Genomic DNA, 13,305 nt, shown 5'->3' on the forward strand with positions numbered 1-13,305 from the left:
TGAAGCGCCCCGGAGGCGAAAGGAGTCGAATGGTCCGCTTGGTGCGCCCGGCCGGTCCCGAGGCGAAGCCGCTGGGGAAGAGGCTGCTGTTGCTGCACGGGCTGGCCGGCGGCGCCTCCGTCTGGGACAGCTTCAGCGGACTCGTCGACCCGGAATGGGAGGTGTGGGCCGCCGATCTCCCCTGGAGCGGCTTCTCGCGGCCCGGCTGGCCTGACCGCCCGGTCACCCACTGGGTGGCGGAGGCCGTGGCCCGGGTGCCCGGCGGCCCCGATGTGATCGCCGGCCACTCCTTCGGGGCTGCCGCGCTGCTCTCCTGGCTGGCCGGCACGGACGCCGGGGAACACCCGCCCGCCGGGGTCATTCTCGTCTCCCCCTTCTACCGGGCGCGCAAGCACGACTTCGACTGGGCCACGCTGTCGTACTACGTCAACAACTTCGACCAGATCCTGGAAGACGGCCTGCGGGTCAGCGCCGGTGACCGGCTGCCCCCCGACGTACGGCACCAGATGGCGCTGAAGGTCCGCGAACACGTGGGCCCGTACGGCTGGATGCGCTTCTTCGAGACGTATCTGGAGACCCCCCGGCTGCCGGTCGAGCGCCTGCGCACCCCGTTCCTCATCGTCAGCGGGGAGCAGGACAAGGCCGCCCCGGTCGCCGAGGCCAAGGGGCTGGGACGGGCGCTGCCCCACGCCGATGTGCATGTGCTCACCGACGTCGGCCACTTCCCCATGGTCGAGCGCGCGGAGGAGTTCTCGGAAGCGGTCAACGGCTTCCTGCGCACTATCGCCGCCCGGCGTCCCCGGCCGGGCGGAGCCCTTTTTGTTGATGGTCCCCCCGATGGAGTACACCTGATGACAGCTGCGGTCGAGCCGACACTGACCAAGGCCCTGCTCGCCGACACCACGACCGTGCGGCTGCGCCCCCGGTACGAGGGCTCCAACATCTGCACCTGGATCGGCTTCAAGCACGTCAACTACCTCGTGGAAGAGGCCGTGCTGATCCACTTCGCGCACTGCGGGGTGCCGGCCCGGCTGCTGTACGAGGAGTACGGGCTCGGCCTGGACATCGTCGGTCTGGACAGCCGCATCCTGCACGCGTTCCACATGGACGACGAGGCAGAGGCGGAGGTGGTGCCGGACACCTCGGCCGACGACGGCACCCTCGGCTTCCGGGTGACCATCCGCGTCGACCGCGACGGCTCGACCCTCAAGGCCGTCACCTCCAAGGTGCGCGTCTCGCTGCGCAAGGACACCTATCTGGACCCGTCCGTCGAGGCCCCGGCGGAGTTCGCCCCCTACACCGTCGGCCGGCTCGGGACGCACGAGGGGGCGGCGGAGGCGGCCGGGGCCCGTGCGGCGGCGGACGCGGTGCCGGCGGCGGGCGGGGACGAGGCGGCGGTGCTGGCGGCCCTGACCGAGGGCCGCAACGCCTACGCCTGGAAGTGGAACATCACCTACCCCTACTGCCACTTCACCGAGCGCCTTCAGATGTCCGGCTATCTGCGGCTGATGGAGGAGGCCAAGGACCGCTTCGTGCTCGACCGCGGCATCTCCATCAAGACCCTGCTGGACGACCGCAAGTGGATCCCCGTCGTGCCGCACTCCGCGATCCGCGTCGTCGACGAGGCGCTGATGGAGGAGGACCTGTACACGGTCTACACCGTGGAGGAGATCTTCAAGGACTTCACCTACACCTCCCGCATGGACTGCTACGTCGTCCGTGACGGCAGGCTCACGCTCACCGCGACCGGCCGGATCGTGCACGGCTACGCGGTGATCGAGAACCGCCGCGACTGGCATCTGGTCCCCTTCGACCAGCGGGTGCTGAACGCGCTCGGCCAAAAGCCCGCGGCGCCCGGAAAGCCCGGCGGCAGCTGATGGCCGCCGGGACGACCGACGTACTGGTCACCGGCCTGGGCGCGCTGAGCTGTCTGGGCTCGGGCACAGATGCCCTGTGGCGGGGCATGCACACCGCGCGCAGCGCGCCGACGCGGGTCCCCGATCCGCTCGCGCACATGGACCATCCGCACATGTACCTGGTGCCCGAGGCCGATCTGCCGGTCGGGCCGGAGGAGTTGGACGGGCTGCCGCTGGGGCGCGCCTCCCAGTTCGCCATCGAGGCGGCGCGCGAGGCGGTCGAGAGCGCGGGGCTCACCGGGCTGGCCGGGGTGGACCCGCGCCGGGTGGCCGTCGCGATCAGCAGCGGCATGGGCGACTCCGATCCGCATGAGCGGCGGCGCGCCGGCGAGCCCGCCAAGCACGACCGCTGGGCGCCCGTCTTCCCGGTCGCCTCGGCGGTCGGCGGATGGCTCGGCGCGCAGGGCGCCAACACCAGCCTCAGCAACGCCTGCGCCGCCGGCGGCTATGCGCTGTCCGTCGCCGCCGACCTGATCCGCTCAGGCGAGGCGGACGTGGTCGTGGCCGGCGGCACCGAGGCGTACTCCCGCACCGCGCTGGCCTGCTTCAACCGGCTGGGCGCGATCGACCCCGAGCGGTGCCGCCCGTTCGCCGCCGACCGGCGCGGGACGATCTTCGGCGAGGGCGCCGCCGTGCTGGTCCTGGAGTCGGCGGCGCATGCACGCGCGCGGGGCGCGAAGACGGTCTACGCACGCCTGGCGGGCACCGGCTGGAGCTGCGACGCCTACCACGCGACCGCGCCCGAGCCCGGCGGCGCGCAGATCGAGCGCGCGATGCGCGAGGCCCTGCGGGAGGCGGACCCGGCCCTCGACCCGGCCCCCGGCCACAGCCCCGGCCCGGCCCCCGCCACGGCGCCCGGCCGGCTCGGGTTCGTCGTGCCGCACGGCACCGGCACCGAGCTCAACGACGTCGTGGAGGCCCGGGCGCTGTCCACCGTGCTCGGCGAGGCCGCCCCGCTCACCCCGCTCTACAGCCTCAAGGCGCTGCTCGGCCACACCGGCGGCGCGGCCGGCGCCCTCGCGGCGCTGGCCGCCGTACTCGTCCTGCACCACAAGACGCTCCCGCCGAACGTGCCCGTGGGCCCGCTCGACCCCGAGTGCGAGGTGCCGCTGCCCGCCGGGGCCACCCCCATGACCGCGCCCTACGGCCTGGTCAACGCCTACGCGTTCGGCGGCAACAACGTCTCGCTCGTGCTCCAGGAGGCGGGCTCATGACCGCTGATCTGATCGTGTCGGGCGTCGGGACGGTGCGCCCCGAGGGGTTCGACTTCAAGGCCGCGCTCGGCCGCCGCGGCTACAAGTACCTGCCGACCGCCTCCCAGTACTTCCTCGCCGCCGCCAAGCGGGCCCTGGCCGACATCGGGCAGGACGACACCCTGGAGGCGGTCCACGCCGAGCGCCGCGCCGCCGCCGTCGGCACCAACAGCGCCGCCGCCTCGCTGCACGACGCGATGGACCGCACGGTCATGGAGACCGGCGCCGCCGATCTGAGCCCGGTCACCGCCCCGTACTTCTCCATCAACCTCTTCGGCAGCCGCCTGGCGATGGAGCATGAGCTCAAGGGCTTCAACGTCACCTTCGTCAGCCCCCGCATCGCCGGTCTCGAAGCCATCGAGACCGGTCAGCGCGGTCTGGCCGCCGGGCGGGCCGGCTGGCTGCTGGCGGGGGCCACCGAACAGGTGCTGGCCGAGGACGAGCCGGGGGCGGACACCTCCGAGGCGGGGGCGGTCGCCCTGGTGCTGGAGCCGGCCGCCGCCGTCGCGGCGCGCGGCGGGCGGGCGTACGGCCGGGTGGCGGTCCGCTCGTTCTTCCTGCCGCCCGCCCTGGCCGCCGCCGCGCAGGGCGCGGAGCGCGCCCGGGCGCTGATCGACGGCGCGCTCGAAGCCCTGGGGCATGTCGCTGCCCCGGGGCATGTCGCTGACGGCCCGCTGCCCGTCACGGCCGTACTCGACGGCTCCCCGGTGGGCGAGGCGTTCGCGGCGGCGCTGGGGGAGCGGGCCGAGTACGTGCCCGCGGGCGCCGGCTGTCTGGAACCGGTGGCGCGGGTCGCCGCCGCCCTGGCGGACGGGGCGGGCCCGGCGCGACTGGTGCTCACCGCGGCGGCGGAGGGCAACGCCGCGGTGTGCCTGGTCACTCCCGGCGGCCCCGGTGCCGGAACCGGCACGAAAGCCGGAACACAAGCCGAAGCAGAAGCCGAAACAGAAGCCGGAGCACGAGCGGAAGAAGGCGGAGGGTGAGCGGCTGATGATCACATCACTCAAGGGCTCCTGGTGCCTGATCCTGGGCGCGTCCAGCGGCATGGGCCTGGCCACCGCCCAGGAGCTGGCCCGCGAGGGCGTCAACATCCTGGGCGTGCACTTCGACACCGCGGAGGGGCAGGACAAGGCCGCCGTCGCGCGGGAAGAACTGCTCGCCCACGGCGTTCAGGCGCACTTCTTCAACGCCAACGCCGCCTCCGCCAGAACCAGGGAGGAGCTGCTGCCGCGGTTCGCCGAGGTGACCGGCGGGTCCGGCGTCAGGATCCTGGTGCACTCCCTCGCCTTCGGCACCCTGCTGCCCTTCGTCGCACCCGAGGGCGAACCGGGCGTGACCTCCCGCCAGATGAACATGACGCTCGACGTCATGGCCCACTCCCTCGTCTACTGGACGCAGGACCTGTTCACCGCGGGCCTGCTGCGCGAGGGCGCGAAGGTCTACGCGATGACCAGCGCGGGCGGCACCCGTGTCATGCCCAGCTACGGCGCCGTGTCCGCGGCCAAGTCGGCCCTGGAGTCGCACGTACGCCAGCTCGCCCTGGAGCTGGCCCCCTCCGGCATCGCCGTCAACGCGCTGCGCGCCGGGGTGACGGTGACCCCGTCCATGGAGCGCATCCCGAACAGCGACCGGCTCGCCGAGTACGCGCGCGGGCTCAATCCGCACCACAGGCTGACCCGGCCCGAGGACGTCGCCGAAGCCATCTCCCTGCTCTCCCGCACCGACTCCTCCTGGATCACCGGCAATGTGATCGGGGTCGACGGCGGCGAGATCCTGACCTGACTGAACCTGACCTCAATCAATCTGTACGCCGAGGACCGACGATGACCAGTGCAGACACCGGCGGCGCACCGCCGCGGCGGCCGGGCGGCGCCCTGCGCGCCCCCGCGGCGCCGCTGCTGGGCATCGTCGGCGCGGCCAAGCACGCGTATCAGCTCTACCACCCCCCGCGGCCCGCCGGGCGCGCCCGCACCCCGGCGGACAAGGGGCTGCCCCTGCACCACAGGACCGTGGTGGCCTCCTTCGACGGCGTCCCGCTGCGCGCCTGGGTGGTGCCGGGCGCCGGCCCGCACACCGTCATCGTGTGCCACGGCATGGGCCGCACCAAGTCCATGGCGCTCGGCCACATCGCGCTGCTCCACCGGGCGGGCCACCACGTCGTCGCGTACGACATGCGCAACCACGGGGACAGCGGCGCCGACCGGGCGCTGGGCCGCATGGCCGAGCGCTACACCAGCGATCTGCGGGACGTGCTCCACACCACCGCCGCCGACCCCCGGCTGCGCGGCGGCGCCATCGCCCTGTACGGCTTCTCCTTCTCGACCTGGCCCGCGCTCCAGGTGGTGCGCCGCTCCCGGGTGCCGGTGGCCGCCGTGATCGCGGACAGCGGCCCGGCGTACGACGTCCCGGCCGGGCTGCGCCACTTCGCACGGCTGCGCGGGCGGACCCTGCCGCCCCGGCTGCGCGGGCCGCTCACGCTCGCCGCCCACGAGCGCGCCTTCGCGTTCTTCGCGATGCGGATGCTGCGCCTGACCGACTGGCCGCCGGACCTGTCCGCGTACGACACCCGGCTGATGTTCATCGGCAGCGCCGACGACACCTTCGTCCGCCCCGACGCCGTCGAGCGGACCGCCCGCCACTACCCGCGCGCCGAGTACTGGACGGCGGCCGGGGCCCCGCACATGAGGGGGCTGCGGTTCGACGCGGCGGAGTACGAGAAGCGGGTCCTCGGCTTCCTGGCCGAGGCGTTCGACGTCTGTGAGGGGGCCGTGGGGGTGGGCGACCATGACTGACCATCTGCTCGTCGAGAGCGGCGGGGCGGAGTCGGGGCCCGCCTGCGAGCGGTTCGTCGGCGACGCCGTACGGCTGCTCCAGGACGGCCACCGGGTGGTGCTCTTCCTCGTCGAGAACGGGGTGACGGCCGCCGTGCCCGGCGCCTCGCCCCGCCTCGCGACCTTCCTGGAGGGCGGCGGCGAGCTGTGGGTGGACGCCTTCTCGGCCGCCCAGCGCGCCCTCCCCGCCGAGGACCTGCTGCCCGGATCCCGCCTCGCGGACATGGACGAGGTGGCGGACCGGCTGCTGGAGCCCCGCTTACGGGCGGTGTGGCACTGATGGCCTGGAAGCCGCCCCCCACCGACGTACTCCTGCAACTCCTCGGCGCCCCGCACCAGACCGAACTCGTCAGCTCCGCCCTGCGGCTGACGACCGCGCTGCTCGGCAGGGGCGCCCGGGTCCAGGTGTGGGCCTGCGCCGACGCCACCCGGCTGACCTGGGCGGGCCTCGGCGAGACCAAGCCGCGCAACTACGGCGACTGGGAGCGGGAGTACCCCTCCGCCCCCCGGATCGTGCGCGAGCTGCTGACCGACCACCCGGACCGTCTCTTCTGGTACGTCTGCGCCTTCTGCGCCGAGGAGCGGGGCACCGCGGACCAGATCCCGCAGGTGCGCAGGCGGCCCATGTTCAAGTACGCCGAGCACGTGGCGGTGGCCGGCACATGTCTGTCGCTGGGGGTGCACTGACCATGTCCGAGACGACGGCGCGCTGGCTGGTGATGATCGAACGGGCCTACCGGGGCGCGGTCGAGCGGCAGTTCGCCGACGTACTGTCCCTGATCACCGAGTTGCACCGGCAGAGCGGCGGCACCGATCTCGCGCTGCGCGGGCTCGCCGCCAGCTACGCCCTGACCACCGACTACGAACCGGCGGTGCGCATCGGCGGCCGCACCCTCGATACCCTCCCCGACCCGCGCGCCCAGGTCCGCTCCATCCTCGCCGCGGGGGTGGCCGTGCTGGTCGAGGAGCCCGATCTCACCGCGCTCGGCCGCACCGCCGCGGACCGGGTGCTGCCCGGGGTGCGCGTCGTCGAAGGAGGCGGGCTGGCGGCCCGGTGGCCCAGTTACGAACAGGTGTGGTTCCTGTGACCGGGCCTCAGCGCACACGCGCCGCCCACCCGCACACCTCCCCAGCCCTCTCCCGAAGGAGTGCACGGATCCATGGTCTTCGCCACCGCCACCAGCGGCCCGGTCATCTCCGCCTGGGCCGCCATATCTCCGCTCGGCCTGCACGGGGCGGACTTCGCCACCGGGCTGCGCGCCGGCCGCAGGGCCGGTAAGCCGCTGGACCCCGAGGAGTGGTCGGTGCCCTTCCACGAGGCCTGCCTCGTGCCCGACTTCCACATCAAGCAGATCCTGGGCCGCAAGGGCACCCGCTCCATGGACCGGGCCACCGGCCTGGCCGTGACCGCCATCGGTCAGTTGCTCACCGACGAACGGCCCGAACGCCTGGCCGGCGTGGGCGAGGACACCGGCGTGGCGCTGGGCACCAGCACCGGAAGCGCCCAGTCCATCATGGACTTCACCCGCGACTCCCTGGTCGGCGAGCGCCCCTTCTTCGTGGACCCGGCCCGGTTCCCCAACACGGTCATGAACTGCGCCGCCGGGCAGACCGCGATCTGGCACGGGTTCAAGGGCCCCAACACCACCATCGCGGGCGGCCGCGCCACCGGGCTGCTCACCCTGCAGTACGCGCTGCGGCTGCAGCGCGCCGGGCGGGCCACCACCGTGCTGTGCGGGGCCGTCGAGGAGTTCACCTCCGCCCGCGCCTGGCTGGAGTGGCACTCCCGCGCCGACGGCGACACCACGGCCGTGCTCGGCGAGGGCGCGGCGGTGTGGCTGCTGGAGCCGGAGGCGACCGCGCGCGAGCACGGGCGAGCGGGCCTGGCCGAGGTGGTGGGCCTTGAGTTCGGCTTCGCCGCCGACGCCGAACGGGCCCGTACGGTGCTGGCCGACGTGGTGCGGCGGCTGCTGGACCGTACGGACACGGAGCCCGGGCGGATCTGGGCGGTCGCCGACTCGCAGGCGCCCGGCGCGGAGGGAGAGGCGGAACGCGCCGCCCTCGCCGAGGCGCTGGACGGCCATGAGCCGCTGCGGATCTCGGCCGCCGACTCCATCGGGGACACCTACGCCGCCTCGGCGGCCTTCCAGATCAGCGCCGTGCTGGCGCTCGCCGAGCGGGCGGACACCGCCCCCGGCAGCCTGGCCCTGGTCACCTCGGTCGACCGGGACGGCGTGGTCGGCGCGGCCCTGCTCCGGACCCGGCCACAAGCGACCACATGAGGAGCTGGTTGAGATGACGGACGAGAACACGAGCCCCACCGACGGAACACCCGTGCGCACCGCCCTCGTCTTCCCGGGCCAGGGCGCCCAGAAGCAGGGCATGGGCGAGGCCTGGCGGGAGACCGGGTCCTGGCCGCTGGTCGCCGGGATCTCCGAGTACACCGGAGTGGACGTCGAGGACCTGCTGCTGAAGGCCGACGACGAGACGCTGCGCCGCACCGACCTGGCCCAGATCGCCGTGTTCACCACCGAAGTGCTGGCCCATCGCGAGGCGGCGGCCGCGGGCGTACTGGGCGAGGTGGTCGCATGCGCGGGGCACAGCCTGGGCGAGTACACCGCGCTGTACGCGGCGGGGGCGCTGCCGCTCGCCGACGCCGCGCGGCTGGTCGCCGCCCGCGGCCGCGCGATGCGCGGGTGCGCCGAGCGGTCGCCTGGCACCATGGCCGCGGTGGTCCGCCTGGCCGCGGAGACCGTGGAGGCGCTGGCCGCGCGGGTCCAGGAGGCGGGCGAGGAGCTGTGGATCGCCAACATCAACGCGCCCGGCGCCATCGTCGTCTCGGGCACCGCCGACGGCGTGGCGCGGCTCGGCGAGTCGGCCGTCGAGAGCGGCGGCAAGGTGATCCCGCTCAAGGTCGGCGGCGCCTTCCACAGCCCGCGCATGGCGGACGCCGCGGCCGAACTGGAGGCGGCGCTCGCCGCCGTGGAGTTCGCCGCCGAACACATGCCCGTCGTCGCCAACGTGGACGCCCGCGCGTACGGCGACGGCGCCCGGTGGCGGGACCTGGAGCTGCGCCAGCTCACCAGCCCGGTGCGCTGGGAGGAATGCGTCCGCACGCTCGCCGGCGAGCTCGGCTGCACCCGGTTCGTGGAGCTCGGCCCCGGCCGCCAGCTGACCGGGATGATCCGCCGCATCGCCGAGGACGCGGCGACCGTCCCCGTCGACTCGTCCGCCGCCCTCGCCAAGCTGACCGCCCCTTCCGACTGAGACATCCGTCCCGAGAACCGCGAGGAGAACACCCATGGCCGACACCGCCGCCGCCCTGGACCTGGAGGAACTGCGCGCCTTCGTCGCCGACGTCCTCGACGTCGAGGAGGAGGAGGTCACCGACGACGCCGACTTCGTGGCGGAGCTGGGCGTCGACTCCCTCATGGCCCTGGAGGTCATGGTCGTCCTGGAGAAGAAGTACTCGGTGAAGCTGCAGGAGCAGGAGATGAAGAAGATCACCTGTCTGAGCAACGTCTATGACCTGCTGGCCTCGAAGCTGGAGAAGTGAGGTGACGACCGCGACCGCGTGCGGACCGGTCGACGGCACGGTCGAGGTCGTCGACCCCGGGGCCCCGGGCGGCCGCCCGGCCCGGACCAGGGTCCTCATCGACGCGAGCGAGCGGGTGTTCGCCGGCCACTTCCCCGGCTTCCCCGTCTTCCCCGGCGTCTGCGTGGTCGAGTACGCCCACCGCGGCGCGCTCGCCACCCTGCCCGAGCCCGGCGAGCGCTGGATGCTGGCAGCCGTCGAATCGTCCCGGTTCACCAGCCCGGTCTTCCCCGGCGACCTGCTGAGCTGCGACATCACCTGGTCGCGGGAGGCCGGCGCCTGGCGCTGCCGGGTGGCCGTGACCACCGGGCGGGGGCCCGTCGCGCTCGTACGGCTGCGCTACGCCCAGGACGGCGGGGAGCGGGCAGCCGCCGCGCCCGAGCGCCCCGTCGAGGCGGCGCCCGCGGCCCCGGAGCAGCGGACGGTGATCACCACCAGCGAGATCAAACGGGTGCTGCCGCACCGCTACCCCATGCTGCTGATCGACCGGGTCACCGAGCTGGTGCCCGGCGGGCGTGCGACCGGCCTCAAGGCGGTGACCTGCAACGAGCCCTGGTACGAAGGGATGCGGGACGAGGCCACCGAGGAGGACCACCACTACCCGTGGACGGCCCTGATCGAGTCCTGGTGCCATGTCGCCGGGGTGCTGGTCGCCCACGACAAGCCGAACCCCGATGTGCTCAGCGGCCAGGTCATGCTGCTGGGCGGCATCACCGACGCCACGACGCTGCGCCCGGCCGTCCCCGGTGACCTCGTCGAGCACCGCGTACGGCTGACCCGCCAGGTCGGCGAGACCTTCGTGTTCGAGGGCGAGAGCCGGATCGGGGACGAGACCGCCCTGACCGTCGGCCGACTGGTGATGACCATGCGCCCCGCCGCGGAGCTGACGGACGCGGCCCCCACGGGAGGTGAGTGACCGCATGCCCGGCACGAACGAGGCGGAGCCCACGACGGCCGGGGCGCCGACGGAGCCCACGACGCCCCGCGTCGCGCTGGTCTCCGGCGGCTCGCGCGGCATCGGCCGCGCCACGGTGCTGCGGCTGGCCCGGGACGGCTTCGACGTCGCGTTCTGCTACCAGTCCAGCCCGGACGCCGCCCGCACCCTGGAGAAGGAGGCCGCGCACCTCGGCGGCGGGCGGGTGATCGGCAGGCAGGCGGACGTCTCCGACGCAGACTCGGTGCGCGCGCTGGTCGCCTTCGCGCAGGAGGAACTGGGCCCCATCGACACCGCGGTGACCTCGGCGGGCATCACCCAGGACAATCCGCTGTTGCTGATGAAGGACGAGGAGTGGCGGCAGGTGCTGGGCGTCAACCTGGACGGCACGTACCACGTGTGCCGCTCGGTGGTCTTCGAGATGATGAAGCGCAAATCCGGCTGCATCGTCAATATCTCCTCGGTGGCCGGGGTACACGGACACGCCACCCAGAGCAATTACGCGGCGTCCAAGGCGGGGATCATCGGCTTCACCAAGTCGCTCGCCAAAGAGGTCGGCCGCTACGGCATCCGGGCCAATGTGGTGGCGCCGGGCTTCATCGATACGGATATGACCTCCTCGCTGTCGGAAAGTACGCAGAAGGAGGCGCGCAAGAACATCGCGCTCGGCCGCTTCGGCCGCCCGGAGGAGGTCGCCGACATGGTCGCGTACCTGGTCGGGGCGGAGTATGTGACCGGCGCGGTCTTCGAGATCGACGGCGGCATCGTCATCTGAGCCGCACGGAACGGAAAGGGGGGACCGGCAATGACCGGCAGGCGCGGCAAGGTGCCACGCTTCTATTTCAACTTCCGCAGTCCGTACAGCTGGATCGCCTACCGTGACCTGATGGACCGCTATCCGGACGTCGCACAGGCGGTGGAATGGCACCCGTGGTGGGAGCCGGACGCGGACGGCGAACGCCTCATGGAAGAGCACGGCGAGACATTCCCGTACACCCCGATGACCCGGGAGAAGCACCTCTACATCCTGCAGGACGTACGGCGCCTCGCCCGCGCCCGCGGCCTCGACGTCAGCTGGCCGCTGGACGAGGACCCGGTGTGGGAGGTGCCGCACCTCGCGTACTTCCCGGCGCTGGAGGCCGGACTCGGCCCCCGGTACATCGAGCGCGTCTACCGGGCGCGCTGGCAGGAGGGCCGCGACATCTGCGATCCGGCGACGGTCGCGGACATCGCCGGGGAGCTGGGGCTGCCGGCCGAGCGGCTGGCGGGGGCGGCCGAGGACCGGGAGCTGCGCGAGGGTCCGGGCCTCGCGGCGCTGCTCGCCCTGGGCCGGGACGGGGCGTTCGGCGTCCCGTTCTTCCTCCACGGCTACGACAAGTTCTGGGGGGTGGACCGGCTGCCCGCCTTCGTCGAATCCGTCCGCGCCCGCGCCCGCCCCGGTGCCGCGCCGCGGCCCGAGCCCGCTGGGGCCGTTGAGCCCGGTGGCCCGCCGCTCGGCGCGGGCTCCCCCCACTACCGCCGGGCGGTGCCTCCTGCCGCCGCCCGCTCCGGCGACCAGGGTCACGCCGGGGGCTGCGGCTGACCACGCACCCGGCCCGCACATCCACCCGAGACGACCGAGACGACCGAGACCACCGAGACGAGACAGCTCTGACTCCCGACGGACACCCCTTCCCAGCACGGAGGACGCAGATGCCCGAACCACTGCAGAAGTCGGTACGGTATCCCGCGCTGAAGTCCCGCGTCCTGTCGGCCGCGGCGCTGCCGTTGGCCCCGCTGTACGGGGCCGCGCTGGCCTACCGGGCGTTCCATCCGCGCCGTGGGGCACAGGACGACGGGCATCCGCGGGACTACGGCCTGCCCGGTACGGAGCTGAAGATCCCCTTCGCCGCCCGGAAGTACGTCCACGCCTGGCTGTGCCCCGGATCCGAGCAGAAGGTGGTGGTCCTCGGGCACAGCCTGGGGATGAGCAAGGCGCGCAGCCTCGGCCACGCCAAGTTCCTGCACGACGCGGGCTACACGGTCTGTCTGTTCGACCACCGCAACCACGGGGCCAGCAGCGCCGACCGGGCGCTGCTGGGCCTCGGCGACCGCTTCGCCAGCGACGTCACCGCCGTCGTCTCCCATCTGCGCGGCAGCCAGGGCTACGGCCAGGCCCGGCTGGCCGTCTACGGCTTCTCCTTCTCCTGCTTCTCGTCCATGTGGGCGCTGACGCACGAGGGGTTCGCCGTGGACGCGCTGGTGTGCGACAGCGGCCCCGGCCATGACGTACCGCCGCTGCTGCGCAAGTACCTGGAGGCCGGGATGGTGCCGGTGCCGGCGCTGCTGAGCGGGGAGCCGTCGCTGTCGGTGGTGAAGGCGGTGATGTGCTCGCTGGCGCCCGCCCTGGTCCGGGCGCAGTGGCCGCCGCCCGCGACGGGTAAGTTCGCCGAGATACCGCTGCTGTTCATGTCGGGGGAGCGGGACGCCATCGTGCCGCCTTCCTCAGTGGACGCGCTCGCCGAGCGTTACGCCCAGGCCGAGACGCATGTCCTGCCGAACGCCGAGCATCTGCTCGGCTTGGAGACCGATCCCGAGGCATACGCGAATGTCGTACTGGATTTCCTCAAGCGGGCCCTGGGGTAGCCACTGACCGTCCTGGACGGACGGTTCTTCTGACAGAGGGAAGAGAGAGCATGCAAAAGGTGCTCATCGCCAATCGTGGCGAAATCGCGGTCCGCGTTGCCCGTGCCTGTCGGGATGCCGGGATCGCGAGTGTTGCGGTCTACGCCGATCC

At 73.1% G+C, this 13,305-nt stretch carries 16 protein-coding genes; all 16 read left to right on the forward strand.

Features of this window, described 5'->3' with window-relative positions; translation table 11 throughout:
- Positions 1-29 precede the first annotated feature (29 nt).
- On the forward strand, positions 30-1,877 hold the full coding sequence (locus ACFZDL_RS42825) for an alpha/beta fold hydrolase (protein WP_391194075.1): 1,848 nt from the start codon (positions 30-32) through the stop codon (positions 1,875-1,877).
- On the forward strand, positions 1,877-3,130 hold the full coding sequence (locus tag ACFZDL_RS42830; protein WP_353595832.1) for a beta-ketoacyl-[acyl-carrier-protein] synthase family protein: 1,254 nt from the start codon (positions 1,877-1,879) through the stop codon (positions 3,128-3,130). The genes ACFZDL_RS42825 and ACFZDL_RS42830 overlap by 1 nt, the downstream gene beginning before the upstream one ends.
- On the forward strand, positions 3,127-4,152 hold the full coding sequence (locus ACFZDL_RS42835; protein ID WP_353595833.1) for a beta-ketoacyl synthase N-terminal-like domain-containing protein: 1,026 nt from the start codon (positions 3,127-3,129) through the stop codon (positions 4,150-4,152). Before ACFZDL_RS42830 ends, ACFZDL_RS42835 begins: the two co-directional genes overlap by 4 nt.
- Before the next feature lie 7 nt (positions 4,153-4,159).
- Positions 4,160-4,951, forward strand: coding sequence for an SDR family oxidoreductase (locus tag ACFZDL_RS42840; RefSeq protein WP_353595834.1), 792 nt, complete (start codon positions 4,160-4,162; stop codon positions 4,949-4,951).
- Positions 4,952-4,992: 41 nt separating this feature from the next.
- A complete protein-coding gene (locus ACFZDL_RS42845; protein WP_353595835.1) occupies positions 4,993-5,961 on the forward strand; it encodes an alpha/beta fold hydrolase in 969 nt (322 codons plus the stop codon).
- Positions 5,954-6,280 carry a hypothetical protein gene (locus ACFZDL_RS42850; RefSeq protein WP_353595836.1) on the forward strand — a complete coding sequence of 109 codons (327 nt, stop codon included), beginning with the start codon at positions 5,954-5,956 and terminating at the stop codon, positions 6,278-6,280. The genes ACFZDL_RS42845 and ACFZDL_RS42850 overlap by 8 nt, the downstream gene beginning before the upstream one ends.
- Entirely contained in the window at positions 6,280-6,687 is a 408-nt protein-coding gene (locus ACFZDL_RS42855) for a hypothetical protein (protein WP_353595837.1), read from the forward strand. The genes ACFZDL_RS42850 and ACFZDL_RS42855 overlap by 1 nt, the downstream gene beginning before the upstream one ends.
- 2 nt (positions 6,688-6,689) lie before the next feature.
- A complete protein-coding gene (locus tag ACFZDL_RS42860) occupies positions 6,690-7,088 on the forward strand; it encodes a hypothetical protein (RefSeq protein WP_353595838.1) in 399 nt (132 codons plus the stop codon).
- A 72-nt stretch (positions 7,089-7,160) separates the two neighbouring features.
- Positions 7,161-8,282 carry a beta-ketoacyl synthase N-terminal-like domain-containing protein gene (locus ACFZDL_RS42865; RefSeq protein WP_353595839.1) on the forward strand — a complete coding sequence of 374 codons (1,122 nt, stop codon included), beginning with the start codon at positions 7,161-7,163 and terminating at the stop codon, positions 8,280-8,282.
- A 13-nt stretch (positions 8,283-8,295) separates the two neighbouring features.
- Positions 8,296-9,267 (forward strand): ACP S-malonyltransferase, encoded by a 972-nt coding sequence (locus ACFZDL_RS42870; RefSeq protein WP_353595840.1) that lies wholly within the window; start codon positions 8,296-8,298, stop codon positions 9,265-9,267.
- Positions 9,268-9,301: 34 nt separating this feature from the next.
- Complete coding sequence (locus tag ACFZDL_RS42875; RefSeq protein WP_353595841.1) at positions 9,302-9,556, forward strand: acyl carrier protein; 255 nt, start codon at positions 9,302-9,304, stop codon at positions 9,554-9,556.
- 1 nt (position 9,557) lies between these two features.
- On the forward strand, positions 9,558-10,511 hold the full coding sequence (locus ACFZDL_RS42880; protein WP_353595842.1) for a hypothetical protein: 954 nt from the start codon (positions 9,558-9,560) through the stop codon (positions 10,509-10,511).
- Positions 10,512-10,515: 4 nt separating this feature from the next.
- Positions 10,516-11,304 carry a 3-oxoacyl-ACP reductase FabG gene (fabG, locus tag ACFZDL_RS42885; RefSeq protein WP_353595843.1) on the forward strand — a complete coding sequence of 263 codons (789 nt, stop codon included), beginning with the start codon at positions 10,516-10,518 and terminating at the stop codon, positions 11,302-11,304.
- Between the two features lie 30 nt (positions 11,305-11,334).
- Complete coding sequence (locus ACFZDL_RS42890) at positions 11,335-12,111, forward strand: DsbA family protein (RefSeq protein ID WP_353595844.1); 777 nt, start codon at positions 11,335-11,337, stop codon at positions 12,109-12,111.
- Between the two features lie 110 nt (positions 12,112-12,221).
- On the forward strand, positions 12,222-13,154 hold the full coding sequence (locus tag ACFZDL_RS42895) for an alpha/beta fold hydrolase (RefSeq protein WP_353595845.1): 933 nt from the start codon (positions 12,222-12,224) through the stop codon (positions 13,152-13,154).
- A gap of 50 nt (positions 13,155-13,204) precedes the next feature.
- Positions 13,205-13,305, forward strand: a 101-nt coding sequence (locus ACFZDL_RS42900) for a biotin carboxylase N-terminal domain-containing protein (protein WP_344316556.1), incomplete at its 3' end; no start/stop codon positions are given.

Source organism: Streptomyces sp. NPDC007917 (genome assembly GCF_042959105.1).
Lineage (GTDB): Bacteria > Actinomycetota > Actinomycetes > Streptomycetales > Streptomycetaceae > Streptomyces.

What these genes read in the sequence shown, in the direction of transcription:
- ACFZDL_RS42825 (WP_391194075.1), top strand. Translation starts at nt 30, where the DNA reads ATGGTCCGCTTGGTGCGCCCGGCCGGTCCCGAGGCGAAGCCGCTGGGG.
- ACFZDL_RS42830 (WP_353595832.1), top strand. Translation starts at nt 1,877, where the DNA reads ATGGCCGCCGGGACGACCGACGTACTGGTCACCGGCCTGGGCGCGCTG.
- ACFZDL_RS42835 (WP_353595833.1), top strand. Translation starts at nt 3,127, where the DNA reads ATGACCGCTGATCTGATCGTGTCGGGCGTCGGGACGGTGCGCCCCGAG.
- ACFZDL_RS42840 (WP_353595834.1), top strand. Translation starts at nt 4,160, where the DNA reads ATGATCACATCACTCAAGGGCTCCTGGTGCCTGATCCTGGGCGCGTCC.
- ACFZDL_RS42845 (WP_353595835.1), top strand. Translation starts at nt 4,993, where the DNA reads ATGACCAGTGCAGACACCGGCGGCGCACCGCCGCGGCGGCCGGGCGGC.
- ACFZDL_RS42850 (WP_353595836.1), top strand. Translation starts at nt 5,954, where the DNA reads ATGACTGACCATCTGCTCGTCGAGAGCGGCGGGGCGGAGTCGGGGCCC.
- ACFZDL_RS42855 (WP_353595837.1), top strand. Translation starts at nt 6,280, where the DNA reads ATGGCCTGGAAGCCGCCCCCCACCGACGTACTCCTGCAACTCCTCGGC.
- ACFZDL_RS42860 (WP_353595838.1), top strand. Translation starts at nt 6,690, where the DNA reads ATGTCCGAGACGACGGCGCGCTGGCTGGTGATGATCGAACGGGCCTAC.
- ACFZDL_RS42865 (WP_353595839.1), top strand. Translation starts at nt 7,161, where the DNA reads ATGGTCTTCGCCACCGCCACCAGCGGCCCGGTCATCTCCGCCTGGGCC.
- ACFZDL_RS42870 (WP_353595840.1), top strand. Translation starts at nt 8,296, where the DNA reads ATGACGGACGAGAACACGAGCCCCACCGACGGAACACCCGTGCGCACC.
- ACFZDL_RS42875 (WP_353595841.1), top strand. Translation starts at nt 9,302, where the DNA reads ATGGCCGACACCGCCGCCGCCCTGGACCTGGAGGAACTGCGCGCCTTC.
- fabG (WP_353595843.1), top strand. Translation starts at nt 10,516, where the DNA reads ATGCCCGGCACGAACGAGGCGGAGCCCACGACGGCCGGGGCGCCGACG.
- ACFZDL_RS42890 (WP_353595844.1), top strand. Translation starts at nt 11,335, where the DNA reads ATGACCGGCAGGCGCGGCAAGGTGCCACGCTTCTATTTCAACTTCCGC.
- ACFZDL_RS42895 (WP_353595845.1), top strand. Translation starts at nt 12,222, where the DNA reads ATGCCCGAACCACTGCAGAAGTCGGTACGGTATCCCGCGCTGAAGTCC.